The sequence below is a fragment of the Okeania sp. genome (assembly GCF_035285525.1).
Taxonomy (GTDB): Bacteria; Cyanobacteriota; Cyanobacteriia; order Cyanobacteriales; family Microcoleaceae; genus Trichodesmium.
In genome coordinates, this window is the sequence record NZ_JAYKGW010000047.1 from 23,331 (window position 1) to 40,148 (window position 16,818).

At 32.8% G+C, this 16,818-nt stretch carries 9 protein-coding genes and 1 pseudogene; 7 read left to right on the forward strand and 3 right to left on the reverse strand.

Translation table 11 applies throughout. The annotated features are described in order from the left end of the window. Positions 1–146: 146 nt before the first annotated feature. Positions 147–1,364: a HetZ-related protein gene (locus VKJ25_RS05240; RefSeq protein WP_324235569.1), complete on the reverse strand. Its 1,218-nt coding sequence runs from the start codon at positions 1,362–1,364 to the stop codon at positions 147–149. Between the two features lie 1,003 nt (positions 1,365–2,367). Beyond that, complete coding sequence (locus VKJ25_RS05245; protein WP_324235570.1) at positions 2,368–3,024, reverse strand: L-threonylcarbamoyladenylate synthase; 657 nt, start codon at positions 3,022–3,024, stop codon at positions 2,368–2,370. An 863-nt stretch (positions 3,025–3,887) separates the two neighbouring features. Here VKJ25_RS05245 and larC point away from each other — a divergent pair. Further along, entirely contained in the window at positions 3,888–5,228 is a 1,341-nt protein-coding gene (larC, locus tag VKJ25_RS05250) for a nickel pincer cofactor biosynthesis protein LarC (RefSeq protein ID WP_324235571.1), read from the forward strand. 320 nt (positions 5,229–5,548) lie between these two features. On the opposite strand, the gene VKJ25_RS05255 is transcribed toward larC, so the two are convergent. Next, a complete protein-coding gene (locus tag VKJ25_RS05255; protein WP_324235572.1) occupies positions 5,549–6,496 on the reverse strand; it encodes a DUF192 domain-containing protein in 948 nt (315 codons plus the stop codon). An 825-nt stretch (positions 6,497–7,321) separates the two neighbouring features. On the opposite strand from VKJ25_RS05255, the gene VKJ25_RS05260 reads away from it, so the two are divergent. From VKJ25_RS05260 to VKJ25_RS05285, 6 genes and pseudogenes are all read left to right on the forward strand, one after another. Continuing rightward, positions 7,322–7,591 (forward strand): hypothetical protein, encoded by a 270-nt coding sequence (locus VKJ25_RS05260; RefSeq protein WP_324235573.1) that lies wholly within the window; start codon positions 7,322–7,324, stop codon positions 7,589–7,591. Between the two features lie 661 nt (positions 7,592–8,252). After that, positions 8,253–8,807 carry a 2OG-Fe(II) oxygenase gene (locus VKJ25_RS05265; protein WP_324235574.1) on the forward strand — a complete coding sequence of 185 codons (555 nt, stop codon included), beginning with the start codon at positions 8,253–8,255 and terminating at the stop codon, positions 8,805–8,807. A gap of 417 nt (positions 8,808–9,224) precedes the next feature. Beyond that, the gene (locus VKJ25_RS05270; RefSeq protein ID WP_324235575.1) at positions 9,225–10,532 is read left to right on the forward strand and encodes a hypothetical protein; all 1,308 of its coding nucleotides are present in this window, start codon (positions 9,225–9,227) and stop codon (positions 10,530–10,532) included. Positions 10,533–11,163: 631 nt separating this feature from the next. After that, complete coding sequence (locus VKJ25_RS05275; protein ID WP_324235576.1) at positions 11,164–15,396, forward strand: response regulator; 4,233 nt, start codon at positions 11,164–11,166, stop codon at positions 15,394–15,396. A gap of 469 nt (positions 15,397–15,865) precedes the next feature. After that, a pseudogene (locus VKJ25_RS05280) lies at positions 15,866–16,459 on the forward strand (DUF2887 domain-containing protein); the annotation flags it as partial. 80 nt (positions 16,460–16,539) lie between these two features. After that, complete coding sequence (locus VKJ25_RS05285; protein WP_324235577.1) at positions 16,540–16,785, forward strand: hypothetical protein; 246 nt, start codon at positions 16,540–16,542, stop codon at positions 16,783–16,785. Positions 16,786–16,818 lie beyond the last annotated feature (33 nt).

The following is a 16,818-nucleotide window of genomic DNA, read 5'->3' on the forward strand; positions in this document are numbered from 1 at the left end:
ATTGAAAATTACATAAAAATCATAAATGGACTCAATCGAAGTGGAATGGGCAACGCCCATTCCTGAAAGAAGCGGATGAACTAATGTAGCCAACTTTGATTGGATAAGTAAAAATAATCTGTTTCATTTTTAATACCATATTAGCTTTAGTCCTGATTGCGGAAGACACGAGCCATATCCAATACTTTTGCCCAACGTTTTTGTAACTGCTTAGGAGTACATTTGATGGCAGTAGCGATCGCTTTTTCATCTTCACCAGCTTGCTTAAGTTCTAAAATTTGCTTTTCCTCTGCAGAAAGAGTAGTTAAGAAAGCTTGCCATTTATCAGAAACCATACCTAATTTTTGGTCAATATCAGCTCCTAACCATTCATGTACTAACTGCCAATTTTGAGAACGAGCAAACTTTTCTACATGATACTTAAAACGTTGTTGTAAGTAATCCCGTTGACGAGAAGTTAAGCCCAACTTTTTATCAATATCAGATGCTTGATAATCTTGTAGTCTTAATTTTAGATAATCAATACATTCGTCTTGTCCAGCTTCCTCTAAGTATTTGACTAACTCAGAAATTACGCGATCGCGCAACACAGCTTCAGCAGGGTCAACAGTCTCTGCAACCATTTGTTCCCGCACTTGTTGGACAGCAGAAGAGCGACTATGAGCTTCTCCCTCTTCACCTTTAGGAGACTCAACTGCCATTTCAATATCAATTGCAGTTTCGGGAGGTTGACCTTTAGCAAAACTCTGAGCGCGTAACACAATTAATCTTTGACGGTTGCGACCAGGTAAACCAATTTGGCGTTTCGCGTATTGTTCAGTGAATGTCATGTATTCTGCTAATTCTAACTTTACTTTAGGAGTATAGTCTTGGTCTAAACCATGCTCCCGACGGAAAGCTCGTAGACACTCAATATAAAATCCTTGTAAAAAATCCTCAATCATGTTATAACGACCTTGGAAATTTAACTGAGTTCCATAAGCAGCAATATGACGATAAACCATTGAAGCTAGGAGAGAGTGTAATTCTACACGACCTCTATGAGAACCGAGTTTGTAATATTCTAAGCACTTTTCCCAACGATGGCGTGCCAAACTAAGTTGCCAGGAACGAACTTCACCAGAATTTTGAATCCTATTACTTTTTAAACAAATTCTTTCTACTTCTTTAGCTATCCGTAGAGCTACAGTTTTAGCTTTTGCTGGCTTACTTTTTGCACCATCTTGCAACTCTTTTAAGACCACACCAGCTAAAGCTTCTGTATCCATTTCTAGTGCATTATTTGTTGTAGTTTGATTTTCAAGTTGGTTGTGATTAACTTTTGCAGTAGTAGAGTTTTGGGAGTTAGCAGTCTTAATAGTCATTTGATTTTTCCTCTGGATAATAATGATGTAGAGTGATTAGGTGTTGGTTGAAGTCTTTGTGATTTCTTCCTTGTCTCTACATTTACAACTATAGGAAAGCTCTCCAAACTATTGGTTGAAGCAAGTTCCACTTTGATCATGTGGTTTTGCTATTAACAACAAATTCTGAAGTTCACCATCAAATATGTATTTTCCGGAATTATGCAAAAAACCCTTGAAAGCTTAATATACATAGAAAATCAAGACTTTAGTTACTAAACTACCTTAAGTTAGGGACACTGTGACAGTTACTAAATTGACAATGCCACCTGTGTAACAGATACACAGGTGGCACATTATCAGTTATCAATTATCAGTTATCAGTTATCAGTGTCCAGAAGTTGGTATTCAGAAGCCAATATTAACTAGGGTTGGCGCTGAAAAGTCTCTTGGAGAGGTTAGGCAATAGGCAATGGGCAATGGTTGTAGGTATTAATTTTTCTGCATTTTTCCTAGGGTGTGTCATCAATTAGATGTTAGAAGCTTTATCAACAAAGGTAGTGGACTGACAAGGCTAAAACTGTTAATTACATCATTGGGGAGCGGGTTTATATAACAGGACTTACGCAAATGAAACCAGAAACCCGGTTTATCGTAGACTTCTATTGCTCAACACAACGATTTATCCTAGAAATCGGGTTCCTCCCGTGTAAGTCCTAATAACTAACTGTGAAAATTGTTGTACGGACGTTGTATGCAATATCCCTACTGAGAAACCCGCCCCTACCGACCGCACAATTTCAGGTATGCGCTCGCTATATCTGAACCTACTCTTGACAATCGCGATTATTAAATAACAGAGAATAGCCTTTTTGTCAACTTATTTAATTGATGACACGTCCTAGTTTGGTGAAGAAAAATTCGCAGTTTTAAGGATTAATCTAGTAGTTTTTTGGTACTTTGTGTTACCTGAAATAGCCTTTAAGTTTTATATGTCAATGGTTTTAGATTTATTCAGCAATCCCTAACTAATCAAAGCTGTTACTGTTTCTACCTGAAGACCTTCTCGAATCAAATTTGGTTCTGGGCCAGTTAAGTCCAGAATAGTCGATACTTGATATCCTGGGTCAGAACCATCATCGACAATTATATCCACCAGATTTTCTAGACAATCAAATAATTCTGCTTTACCAGTCACTGCTTCTAGTTTTACCGGGGCCATTCCTTCCGCATCACTGGTAATATGAGCCGATGTGGAAATTATGGGATTGCCCAAAGTTTCTAATAAGGCCAAACAAACTTGATGATCTGGAACCCGGATACCTGTAGTTTTACGTTTTGGACTCATTACCAATCGTGGCACTAATTTGGTGGCAGGTAGGACAAATGTATATGGGCCAGGAATTAAACGTTTGATAATCCGATACCCTGAGTCACTGACAATAGCGTAATTAGCAATGTTGGACAGGGAGGAACAAAGGAATGTTAAAGGCTTATCATTAGATAGTTGTTTAATTTGCCTAACTTTCTCCACCGCAGATTTAACAGAAAGGTCACAACCTATGGCGTAAACCGTATCTGTGGGATAAAGCATTACTGCCCCATCTTTCAGATCGTTGATAATCTGTTCTACACGCCTTGTTTGGGGTGTATCAGGATGAAGTTCGTAAAAAATTGCCATTTTTTTTATTTTAGATTTTAGATAATAATTAATAATGAATAATTAATAATGAATAGACTTGTTGGGAATTAAGCCCAAAAAATCGCTAAAACCCTTATCAGTCAAGGTTTATAGTGTTTTTTGATCGTAAAATCCTGAAAGCTTTATATAGTAAGCCTTGGAGCGTTTTAAATTTTTATTTCCAAACAACTCTAATAATTAATAATTATTGGAGAGTACAAAGTTCTTCTCAAGAAGAATTTGCTTATTTGACTGAAAGTATTACTGGAAAAAGGCTTACAACACCTATAGTCCTGGATAGAAAGTTTCTCAACTTTAGATAGCTGAAACCCTTAGCTAGCAATATTTATTCCTAGAATTTTGCACTGTTCAGTTAATAATTAATAATTAATAATTAATTATTAACTATTAATTATTAATTATTAATAATTAGGGCTGGCTGATTAAATATAAAAGTGTTTATGGGCATTGCTTTCAGCATTTATAGATACTAAGAAAGTACCAGCTTTTGGGTCATTCCAGCTTAAAAATCTACGATTTTGGGCAAAACTAGGGGTAAAAAATTAAGGGAAGATTCTTCTGTCTACCTTTTCTATAATTCTTATTCCTCCTGGATTGCAGGATTGCTGGATTCTGGCTCCTCCCCACCACTAAAAGACTTTTTCAGCAAGCCCTAATTAATTCCTAGGGCTTTAAAGCTTATCCTTTTAATTTGATACCTAAAAAAGCTGAAACATTATATTTTTCAATACTTTCAGATTTATTCAGCAGAGCAATAATTGGAGGTGGTTTTCATTATTAATTATCAATTATCAATTATCCATTATCCATTATCCATTATTCCTTTCCCTATTCCCTAATTTATGAAAATTGCTTATCTTGACTGTCCCACTGGTATTGCGGGCGATATGTGTCTGGGTGCTTTAGTCCATGCTGGCGTTCCTCTGGAGTATATCATGGAAAAACTAAATCTTTTGGGTATTGCCCAAGAATATGAATTAAGTACAGAAAAAGTTCATCGTAATGGTATAATGGCGACGAAATTTCATGTGAAGTTAATTCATGCTAATCCTGAAGATGGAGAACCTTTAACTTTTGATAGTCACCATCACCACCATCACGATACTGAAAATGATTCTAGCGCTGAAAAAAATCATCATGCTCACAACCGTCATTTACCAGAAATTGAAGCATTAATTAAAAAAGCAGGATTGCCGGAACGTGCTGAAGTTTGGAGTTTGGCTGTTTTTCGTAAGTTGGCAGCAGCAGAAGGTGCTGTACATGGTATTGCTCCTGAGAAAGTGCATTTTCACGAAGTTGGAGCAACTGATGCTATTATTGATATTGTGGGAACTTGTTTGGGTTTAGATTGGTTAAATATTGATGAGTTATATTGTTCGCCTTTGCCTACTGGTGGCGGAACTGTGAGAGCAGCTCATGGTAGATTACCTGTACCTGTACCAGCAGTATTAAAACTTTGGGAGTTACATAATGTTCCGGTTTATAGTAATGGTATAGAAAAGGAGTTGTGTACTCCGACGGGTAGTGCGATCGCTTGTGCTATTGCAAGAGGTTTTTGTTCGTATCCGTCGATGTCTTTACAATGTGTTGGTTTGGGAGCGGGTTCCCAGAATTTAGCTATTCCTAATATTTTGCGTTTGTGGATTGGTGAAAGTAAAGCTCAGACTCAACATTCTCATATTAAAAAATCTGATGTTCCTACTACGGAGGTTCCATACAATGTTTCTACCGAAAATTCGCATCTGGAAACTGTGTCGGTATTAGAAACTCAGATAGATGATTGTTCTCCCCAAGCGATCGCTTATACTTTTGATACTTTGTTGGCTGCGGGTGCTTTGGATGTGTTTACTCAACCTGTGACAATGAAAAAAAATCGGTTGGGAGTATTACTGACTGTTATTTGTACAGCAGAAAATTTGTCTGTTTGTGAGGAGGTAATATTTAGGGAGACTACGACTTTGGGTATTCGTCAGTCTCTGCAACAAAGAAGTATTTTGGCACGAGAAATTCATCAATTAGAAACGGAGTATGGAACAATCAGGGTAAAGGTCGGGAAAATGGGAAATAAAATTGTGAATGTGCAACCAGAATATGAAGATTGTGCGAAGGTAGCTAGACGGGAAAATATGCCGTTGATGGAAGTACAGAAAATGGTATTACAAAATTGGAAGAAAAGGGAGTAGGGAGTTATTTCAGTTATCAGTTATCAGCACCTCTGTCTGAAGCCTCTGGCTTGAAATACTGAGTTGAATCAGGACTTACGCAAAGGTACTGTACTATCTATAGAGTTCAAAAACTATTGCACAAGAGTTTTAGGCGCTACATATAGCGTCTCTGCGTAAGTCCTATGAATATTTTTTTCATCCCCTTGAAAGAAGAGGCTTTAGACCCAATTTTTTAGTAAACCCACCCCTAGCCCCTCCCAGGAGGAGAGTTTAGAATGAAAGTTATAAACCTCCAAATCTTTTTAACCCTTCTGCCTTTTGCCTCCTACCTTCTGTCTTCAGACTTGAACTATATCCACGCGATCGCCTACGGTTAAACCTAATTCTATTGCTCTACCACCTCTCAACTCAATCACCCGATCGACAGGAATATCTGGTCCATAAGTAGGGCAAGGTTCAGTTTCACAGGGAGGCAAATTAGAAAAAATCGCCTGTATTTCCCCATTCCTCAGAAACACCATATCTAAATTAATAAATACATTTCTCATCCAAAAATTCACCGTGCGAGGAGGAGCGATAGAAAATAACATTCCCCGCTCGTCGGGCAACTCAGTTCTAAACATCAAACCAACGGCTTGCTCTAACGGAGTTTGCGCCACCTCCAAATTAACAACTTGACCAGAAAAATTTGCCTGTGCTGAAATTGGTAACATTTGCCCTAACTCCACTTCACCGAACAATGAACTAAAATTTGATTCTTCAAGATTTGTCACTCCTAATAAAACTGCCAAATATTCTCCTGTTACTCCATCTTGAATAATAATATTATCCTCAGCAGGCAAAATATTCAACTCACTAAATTGTAACCCTCCAGTTAGAATTAAGCGATCGCTACCATTCCGAAAATCAGTAATTACATCTGCATCTGCCAAATTTACCCCACCAGTAGAGAATAAATCTTCACGTCTACCAATAGCAAACAAATCGTCTCCTTCGCCCCCAGTCATTGTATCCGCACCCAAGTTCCCAATTAACCAGTCTGCTCCCAAATCTCCAGAAATAAAGTCATTTCCTTGCCCACCAAAAATAGTATCGGCATCTTGCCCACCAAAAATAGTATCATCCCCCTGATTACCTTGGAGAACATCGGTTCCTTGGTTGCCAAAAATTTGGTCATTACCCCCGAAACTTTGAACAATATCTTTACTTGCTAAAGCAGGGATAATATCACTATCGGGAGTGCCACTGAGAAAGTCAATATTTAGTGTGCCTTGAATATTAGTCATTTTAGTTATCAGTTATAAGTTATTAATAATACCATTAAAATACTGAATTGAAGATTTTTTATCCTCTTATTAAGAGTAGAATATTATCTTGATTTTTTGGTCAATAAAACAATATCTCTTCTTTGTTAAATGGTAAGCATTGTTAAATTATAAGCATTCAGCTCAAGGGCAATAAAAATGAATGATAAGCATTCTTTTAATTTCTACTTTTCAATCATATCTCTGATATTGTTAAACTATACATATTTATAGCCAGAAATCATAGATTTACTTCAAAAGCTGATAGCTGACTGCTGAAATTGTATCTATCTAATTTAGGATTTGCCTAGTTTTCTTTTAATGATAGTTCATTAATGGATAATGGATAATTACTTCTCCCTAAAAGTTAGAGGATTGGCGCTTAAGTAAAAGATTTATTTTTTCCCTATCCAAGGGGAGGCTTCAAGGGGCGAATTATTTAATTATTTAATTGTTTAATTATTTAATTGTTTAATTATTAATTATTTCGCTAAACTATTTTGGTAAGCAGTCAGCTATCAGAAGAGTGCTTTTAGTTAGCAATAAAAGCAATATTTAATAGAGAAACGAAAAATATTGCTAAAAAAGTCAGCTCCAAAGTCTATGTTCATTTAAACTTCGTCCTTCAGCACAAGTTATTATTGCTGATAGCTAATAGCTGTTTGCGCAGCATTCCGCAGGAAATGCTTACCTATTTTGAATTTTCTAGCTTGTGCAAGTCGTCAAACTGTCACATTAACTTAGAAAACTTTCAAAACCTAATTTAACTTTAGTAATTAAGTAGCATTTACTGAAAATATAATTATTATGAATAATGAACAAACGTCCATAATCTTTAAAGTCAAAATCCACTATATAAACGGAGAAACTCAAACTTTTGAAGTCTGCGGACAAGGATGGGATAATGTTGATATTGCCAGTCGTCTTTTTCAAATACAAAAATCTGATAAATTAATTTTGCAATTAACAGATAATAGTCTTCAAGTTATTCCCTACAGCAGCATTTTATATTTAACAGTTGACCCTGCACCTCCTAAACTACCAAAAGATATAATTACTGGAGCGACTTTATTATAAGTAAGCATTTAGCTATCAGCCATTAGTAGTCAGCTCTCAGCAAAAAGAGTAATTTTAAATGGAATATAAACTTTAAAACCAGCTTTTGTACTTAAGATTTAATTTTGGCTCAATGAGTCAAGCTTTTATTTAAAATTAAAAGCAATAGCTGATAACTGATTGCTTACATAATTTTGAGTAACACAGCCTGGAAGGCTGTAATAACCAGGATACTAAACAGATAATTACTAGAGCAAATTTATCATACAGTAACACAGCCTTCCAGGCTGTAACAACCTGGAAGGTTGTGTTACAAATTTACCCTAATTAAATTAATTATTTTTCCCAATTTTTACCGAAAAATTTTGGTAATTACGTCTCCTTTTTTAAGAAGATAAAAAAAAGAAAATTCCGTATTTCAAGCCTATTTATTCTAAGAGGTAATGATAACTTTTAACGCAGTTCTTCCGGAAGAGGCTAACTGTTAAGGTAGTTCCTCCGGAGGAGGCTAAATGATAACTGAAATGACGCACTACTTTTCTGGAGATTACTATCTAAAATGAAAGAGATAAATCAATACTCAGATAAATTATTTATATTTAGTAATACAGGCTTCCAACCTGTAAAAAGCAGGATGCTTCTCTTACATACTTATTGAGGCTAAAGGAGATTATATTTCAAAATGAAAGAGATAAATCAATACTCAGATAAATTATTTCTAGTCCGAAATTTACTCGATAATGAACAATGCGATAAATACATTGAAATGGCTGAATCAATTGGATTTGAAGAAGCAAGTATTACAACAAACTTCGGTTCTGTTATGGATAAAAGTATTAGAAATAACGATCGGGTAATTTGGGATGATGAAAAGTTAGCAAAAGAATTATTTGAAACAACAAAATCTTACATTAAAAATCCTTGCAAAGGATTATATTGTACTGGTTTAAATGAGAGATTTAGGTTTTATAAATATTCTCCTGGTCAAAAATTTGGTTGGCATTCTGATGGTTATTATGAAAGAGAAAATGGCGAACGTTCGAGATGGACTTTATTGTTTTATCTAAATGATGGTTATGAAGGTGGTGCAACGAAATTTAGAACTACAGAAGTAAGGGGAAATAAGGGAGATGCTTTGTTTTTTTTCCATCGTCAATTACATTGTGGTGACATGGTAAAGTCAGGCATTAAATATGTTTTACGGACAGATATTATGTATGAAGCAAAGGTTAAATAATTAATAATTAATAATTAATAATTAATAATTAATTATTAACTAGACAGTACAAAGTTATATGAATAATTATTGCTAGCTAAGGCTTTTAGCTATCTAAAAGTTAGAAACTTTCTCTTGATAACTTTAGGTGCTGTAAGCCTATACCAGTAATACTTTTATCCTTAAAAGCAAATATTTTTTTTGGAGAACTTTGCACTCTCCAGTAATTAATAATTAATAATTAAATTTTGACTGACGCAGAGAAACTGGGTTTTTAGGATAAATCGTTATTTTTAACAATAAATATTAACGAAAAAAAAACGATTTATGGGTTCATTTGCGTAAGTCTTGTAATAACTAAATTTTGCTAGGGCGGGTATCTTGCCCGCGTTTGTTTACCTCATCAAAGTAGAATCTAATGTATCTTTTCCTAATACTATGAAAACATCATCTTTTCTAAATTTAACTATTGGATTATCTCTAATAATTAATTTAATTGCGGCAATAATAATCAGCTCTTCATTACAATATGCAGATTTAATTCACGTTATTACTATTGGTTCAATTATTTTATTAAGTTGGTTTCTGTTACCGAAAATTTTGCCTCTTCAAAAGAGTACATATGGCGCAAATAATGGTCTATATGATTTTGGTCTGGTTCCTAGTTTCTTATCGCTTGGCTTATTGCATGAGGTATTTTATGGATATCCTAAAAGTGCTCCTAGCTACTTTAAAAAAATATGTCTATTTACGCCATTTTTAGCAATACTTTTCTGGTTATATAGTTTAGGTTTCACTGCTTTTCCTTTAGTATTAAAAATCATTTGGTTATTGCTAACAATACCTATGATTTTTATCCTTCATCTTGGTGCTGATAAAGTAAGTTATGCAATGTGGATACCGACTTTTCTGTTGCCAATATTACAAGCGATCGCTCTGATAACAGGTATTATAAGATTTTTTCTTTTAGATATATCAACTAAGGTAGAAATAGGGCAAAGTCTGTTAATCGTAATTGGTTTTGCCATATTAACAGTCCTATGGGCAGGAAGTCTGGAAATAATATCAAATGCTCAGAGAAATAAAAGTAAATTATTGTTAGATAATCCTAGAGTTTGTATTTTTGTCAGAGTTATTAATCCTGAAAATCAAGACTGCAAAGTAAATTCTACTGCTCTAAATAAACAGCGTGGATTTTTACATGAATATGCAAACAGCCAAGGATATAAACTAGATCGTATTCAATATACTGTAGATAATGGTTATACAGAAGAAACAGATGAATTAAAACAATATCGCCAAGCATTTATATCTTTATTGGAAAATCCAAATTATAATATATTTCTGGTAGAAAAAGAAGAAAGTTTAGCTAGGTTTGGCATTGAAGAAGCTAAACGTATCCTCAAAGAAAATGGCAAATATCTTGAAGTATTTAATCAAGAAATTGAAAAATCAAGACAAATAGAAAATAAGCAGATTTTTACTATTTCTATAATATTGCACACAATGGTTATTATCGGCGGATTAATAGGAGGTTGGCGGTTAAATTTGTTCATTTATTTTTATGCTCCTTTGGTATTCTTCTGGATTCTTTGGCTATTTTTAGTCATAATATTTACTATGCTAGTTATTATGCTATTAAAAGATAACAAAGATAACCCTTACCCTTACCCTATATTTGTGGCTTCTTTAATTCCCTTATTAATATTACTAGCATTCGGTTTCAGAGTATTTATCAACAGTTAACAATTAATTCAAAATGGATAATCAATCGTAAGAAAAATTATTAAATCAACTAATAAATCCCCTAAAAGCTAAAGACTGGAAAACGGCTAATGAGATTATTTTTTGTCTTTTTTTAGAACTATTCCTGAAGATATTAGTAACTATAGATGAATTCATAATCAGGATTTACATAAGATTAAATTAGTTAACTATTCAGATTTTAGATACCTTCTATACAAAGTTATTACCCTACTCCCATATTTCAAAAAAATTAGTAAAAACTTATCAAATTGGTATTAAGTGTATTGCTTTTTATAAAAGTTTTAATTTTCGGATTTACCATGACTATTAAAACCAAGTTTCCTTGACTAAACTACTTCAATAAAAAATATTATTTAACATGATTTATCCTGAGCCTCGTATTACTTTAATTGTTTTCTCACTTTTAGGTTTAATTGCTTTTTATTTTCCTTTGATATTCTGGATTATTTGCCTATCGTTAATAATAATATTTACTATACTACTTATTGCAATACTCATATATTGTGGTCTGGCTCACTTTATATTTCTCTTTCCTCTGATTCCCTTATTAAGATTGCTAGCATTCGGTTTCATAATATTTATCTTGTCAACAGTTAACAACTAATTCATCATGAATAATCAATCATCAGAAAAATTATTAAATAAACTAAGAAATCGCCTAGAAGCTAAAGATTGGAAAACGGCTAATGAGATTACTTTTTGTCTTTTTTTTGAAACTATTCCTGAAGATATTAGCAACCCTGGATGGATTCATTATCAGGATTTACATAAGATTAAAGATGAAGTTTTAAAAGAAAGCGATCGCCTCTGGGTATATCATTCTGAAGGACGTTTTGGTTTTAGTGTTCAATGGCAAATTTTCTATCAATTATATCTAGAATTATATCTGGAAGGAAAGCATAGGGATTATATGATGTTAGAAGAAACTTTTGCAGAAAAAGTTGGTCGTATTAGAGCTGCTGGTTATGATATTAAAGAAGTTAATTTTAGTTTAGATTTTCCTCAAGGATATTTACCTTGGTTTCACTGGTATGATTCTCAAAACTATAAATTTCGTAGTGGCATAACGGGAGGTGGTGGTGTGGGTTGGGAAGCAATTTTTTATGTAGCAGAATTATTAGAAAGAAGTGGTGCAATACCTCCAGAAGGAAAAGTATGGAACCGTCAAGAAATAATAGAAAAAATAAAAGAAGGTAATCCTAATTTTAGTCGAGGTAATTTAGTAGGAATTGATTTACAAGGGTTAGATTTATCTAATGCAAATTTTCTCGGTGCAGATTTAAGTCAAAGTAATCTTGCTAAAGCAAAATTAAATAAAACTAACTTTTATTCTGCTAATCTCTATGAAGCTAATTTATCTCAAATAGAAGGAATCAATACTTATTTCAGAAAGGCTAAATTGGAAGGTACAATTTTTTGGCAAGCTCAACTTGTTAATGTTGACTTGACTAAAGTTTCTGCATTTAGAGCAATATTTGATGAAAGTAAATGGGAAAATGTGAATGCAACTGAGGGAGACTTTTTTGCAGCAAATTTTTATTGGGTTATCTGCCAAAATACATCTTTTTCCCAAGCCGATATTTCCTATACAAGTTGGCAAGAAGCAATTTTAAAAGACTGTAATTTTGCAGAGGTAGTTAAAAATAAAGCTAGACTCAAAATGACTAAATTTGTCGGCAAAAATTGGAATAGTCAATTAGACAAGTTAACAACTTCTAAGACAAAGACTTTAGCAAATCTTCCTTTAGCAAAATATAAACCTATAGATAAGAGATCGCCCACTATTTTTATTATTGATGATTCAATTACAGTTAGAGAATTATTATCTATGACTTTTACAAAAGCGGGATATAAAGTTGTTTTAGCTAGAGATGGGCAAGATGCTTGGGAACAATTAAAAGTTGGTTTAGTTTGTGATTTTATTCTTTCAAATATCGAAATGCCTCGGATGGATGGTATCGAGTTTTTATCAAGAGTTAAAAAAGATGAAAAACTAAAAGATATTCCCTTTGCACTTTTGACGAGTAGAGGTGCAAATAGAATGCGTACTAATAACTGGTGGGATGAACGTATTGTTGCTCGCTTTACTAAACCTTATATTGAGCAAAATTTATTAGAAACTGTTGCTAATACATTAAAAATATTGCCAGAAAATAAGCAACAAACTTTAGCCAAAGAAATTACAAATAAACGACCTACTATTTTAATTGTTGATGATTCTATTGTAGCCAGAGAATTATTAACTATGACTTTTACCAAAGCTGGATATGATGTTATTAAAGCCAAAGATGGTAAAGATGCTTTAGATAGATTAAATACTGGCGTAGTTTGCGATTTTATTTTTTCAAATATTGAAATGCCTAAGATGGATGGTTTCCAATTTTTGGCAGAAGTTAAGCAAGATGAAAAACTCAAAAATATTCCTTTTGCATTTATATCTAGTACAAATAGAAATAAAAATAGAATCAGTAGTAGCTCTTGGAATCAAAGTATTGTTGCTCACTTTACTAAACCTTTTATAGAGGAACAATTATTAGAAACAGTTACTAAAGCATTAAATAATTTGCCAGAAAATAAGGAAGCAACTTTAGCCAAAGAAATTATAGATAAACGATCTACCATTTTTATTGTTAATTATTCAAATACTGTCAGAAAATTATTAAGGATAGCTTTGACAAAAGCCGGATATAAAATTGTTGAAGCTAGAGATGGGCGAGATGCTTGGGAACAACTAAAAGCAGGTTTAATTTGCCATTTTATTTTCTGTGATACGGAAATGCCTCGGATGGATGGTTTTGAGTTTTTATCAAGAATTAAACAAGATGAAAAGCTCAACAATATTCCCCTGGCATTTCTCAGTAGTCAAGCTAAAAGGAGAAAAGATATTAGCTTAGAATTAGGTGCGGTTCCTCACTTTACTAAACCTTTTATAGAGGAACAATTATTAGAAACAGTTACTAAGACATTAAATAATTTTCCAGAAAATCAGGAACAAACTTTAGCCAAAGAAATTACAGATAAACGACCTACTATTTTAATTGTTCATTATTCAAATACTGTCAGAAAATTATTAAGGATAGCTTTGACAAAAGCCGGATATAAAATTGTTGAAGCTAGAGATGGGGGAGATGCTTGGGAACAACTAAAAGCAGGTTTAATTTGCCATTTTATTTTCTGTGATACGGAAATGCCTCGGATGGATGGTTTTGAGTTTTTATCAAGAATTAAACAATATGAAAAGCTCAACAATATTCCCCTGGCATTTCTCAGTAGTCAAGGTAAAAGGAGAAAAGATATTAGTTTAAAATTAGGTGCTATTGCTCACTTTACTATACCTTTTATAGAGGAACAATTATTAGAAACAGTTGCTAATACATTAAGTAATTTGCCAGAAAATCAAGATGAAACTTTAGCCGAAAACTGGAAAAATAAACCACCGACTATTTTAATTATTGATTCTTCAATTACAGTCAGAAAATTATTTGTAGGATATAAAACAGCCAGAAAATTATTTGTAGGATATAAAATTGTTGAAGCTAGAGATGGGGGAGATGCTTGGGAACAATTACAAGCAGGTTTAAATTGTGATTTTATTTTCTGCGATACCGAAATGCCGCGAATGGATGGTTTCGAGTTTTTATCAAGAATTAAACAAGATGAAAAGCTCAAAAATATTCCCCTGGCATTTCTCAGCAGTCAAGTTAACAGGAAAAAAGATATTAGCTTAGAATTAGGTGCGGTTGCTCACTTTACTAAACCTTTTATAGAGAAAGATTTATTAGAAACAGTTACTAAGACATTAAATAATTTGCCAGAAAATCAAGATGAAACTTTAGCCGAAAAATGGAAAAATAAAACGCCGACTATTTTAATTATTGGTACTTCTTTTGATAAACGGCAAGAATTAAGTCACTCTTTTATCAAAGCAGGTTATCAAGTATTCAGAGATATCCTTGGTACTGATAGTTGGCAAATATTACAAAGCAACTTAAATAATATTGATTTTATTCTATCCGATCTAGGTAATTTAGAATTATTAGAAAAAGTCAAACAGGATGAAGCGTTACATAATATTCCTTTGGCAATTATCCACACTAAAGAAATCCTTCCTTTTATTCGAGAACAATTTGATATAGTTGATTACTTTACTTATCCTTATGTAGAACAAAAATTGTTAAAATCTATTGCTAAAATTATAGGTAGAGAAGCAGAATATTTAAGCTTTTTGGAAAACTCAATAGAAAGAGAAAAGGAAAATATAAATTCTGGTAAACTGAGACAATCTCAAACTCGTTTTTTTGTCGTTGGATTAAATTTAGAACAACGGAAACAATTAGTAACTTTGTTCAGATTTAAACCAAACTTATTCTGCCATTTTTTTCCAGAAAATCAACTTCTTAATTCTGGTGCAGATAAATTTAATACTCAATTATTAATATCTCAACTACAAGAAAGAATTATAAATAATATTAGCCCTCCATCTTACTTCAATAATTTTTATAATTTATCAAACACTTATAACTGTACTTTCATCCCAGATAATTTACTAAATTATTTTGCCGAAATTTCTGATAATTCATCTTCTTGTTCCCTATACCTTCTGATTCAGATTAATGTACTTAAAAGTTTAAGCAAACTAAACTTGAAAGAAGCTTTACCTCAATTTTCTACTATTGTTATTGATGATAAAAATAAACTTGATATTATTTCTTCTGATTTCTTAAAACAACTGCAACAAAATTGGAATACAAAAGCCTATATTACCAACCTTAAAGCTCCAGATATTTTGGAAACATTTGCCTCTGTAGTTAATGGTGAAGCACCAATCGAAAAAAAAAATTAAAGATCAAAAATTAAAATAATTAAATGCAGAATTAACAAAAATATTTTTAGATTTCGACAAAAGTAAAAAACTAATCGAGAAAGAAAAAATCAAAGAAATTAGCGATGAATAATTAATCCAAATATTCTTAGATTTTGATAAAGAAGCTAAAAATACTTCTGAGAGTCAAAAAACAATTGAAAAGGAAATTAGCGATGCAGAACTAATCAAAATCCTCTTAGATTTTAATAAATAAGCTAAAAATACTTTTTTCTGTAAAATCAAGACAGCAGACTTTCGTAGTAATATTTAATTATAGCTCAATTAATAAACCTTTGATCCGAGACTAAACACAATAGCTGATGCCTAACAGCTAAATACCTAATTAATGAAAACCGATCATATATTTTATCGAATTTTCCAAGAATTACCTGAAACCTTCTTACGGTTCCCGAAAAATCAGTTGTAGGAATACTTACCACAAAATTCCAATAATTATCGTTTTGATTCAGTAGAATTAAAACAGACTTCCTTTAGAATAGACGGGGTCTTTTTATCCCAAGATACTGACAAAAAAGTATACAGCTTCCCATTTTAAAAGTATCAAAAGAATAAGATTCTGTATATTATTTTTATGACTTCAGTGAAAGTTACTGATAACTAATAGCTGATAACTGATAACTGATAACTGAAAAGGTGTGTTATGATTATCTTTAAAAGTCGTAGTTTTGAACCAACAGACAGAAACAGGGAATCTGTACAACATTTTTTAGATACTCCCCTCATCAAGCGCATCTATTTGAATGAATTAAAAGTGAGTGAAACAACTCCCTTAGGTGTACAAATCGTTCAATTAGTTGTAGAAAAAAAGAAACAATTTTTGGAGAGAGCAACCTTATTAATTAATCAAGTAAGACAACAATTTACCAATGAAAATGATCGGTTGCAATTACTTAACTTATTGGTAAGCATTTCCTCCGGAATGCTGCGCAAACAGCCGTCAGCCATCAGCTATCAGCTATTTTTTTTGGTTTTAAATGTAAATCTCATCTTTAAGACTATACTTTATAAACATTTCTCTTGATATAAAACTTGATAATGGATAGCTTTAAAAGCAGAGTCTTGTTCCTGTTAACGAAGTTCCGACCTAGGAGGCTAGCTGAAGTGCTAATAGCTGAATGCTTCCACTTATTGTCAGTTATTGTTCTAGAAAAATTACCACAAATGATTCGTAAGGAGTTAAAAACTATGTTTAGTATGAATGATTTGAAAAAAACTCGTTTGGCTCAAGAATTAATTGCAGGAATCAAAATAGAAACCAAATCAGAGGCAAAACTAGAGGCAAAATTAGAAGTGATTCCTAAGTTGTTAAAAAAAGGCTTTTCTGTTCAAAAAATTGCCGAAATTTGAGAACTAGAAGTTGAGCAAATACGAAAAGTTATT

Excerpts from the sequence above, each read along its gene's own strand:
- VKJ25_RS05240 (WP_324235569.1), bottom strand. The coding sequence starts at position 1,364 with ATGACTATTAAGACTGCTAACTCCCAAAACTCTACTACTGCAAAAGTT.
- VKJ25_RS05245 (WP_324235570.1), bottom strand. The coding sequence starts at position 3,024 with ATGGCAATTTTTTACGAACTTCATCCTGATACACCCCAAACAAGGCGT.
- larC (WP_324235571.1), top strand. The coding sequence starts at position 3,888 with ATGAAAATTGCTTATCTTGACTGTCCCACTGGTATTGCGGGCGATATG.
- VKJ25_RS05255 (WP_324235572.1), bottom strand. The coding sequence starts at position 6,496 with ATGACTAATATTCAAGGCACACTAAATATTGACTTTCTCAGTGGCACT.
- VKJ25_RS05260 (WP_324235573.1), top strand. The coding sequence starts at position 7,322 with ATGAATAATGAACAAACGTCCATAATCTTTAAAGTCAAAATCCACTAT.
- VKJ25_RS05265 (WP_324235574.1), top strand. The coding sequence starts at position 8,253 with ATGAAAGAGATAAATCAATACTCAGATAAATTATTTCTAGTCCGAAAT.
- VKJ25_RS05270 (WP_324235575.1), top strand. The coding sequence starts at position 9,225 with ATGAAAACATCATCTTTTCTAAATTTAACTATTGGATTATCTCTAATA.
- VKJ25_RS05275 (WP_324235576.1), top strand. The coding sequence starts at position 11,164 with ATGAATAATCAATCATCAGAAAAATTATTAAATAAACTAAGAAATCGC.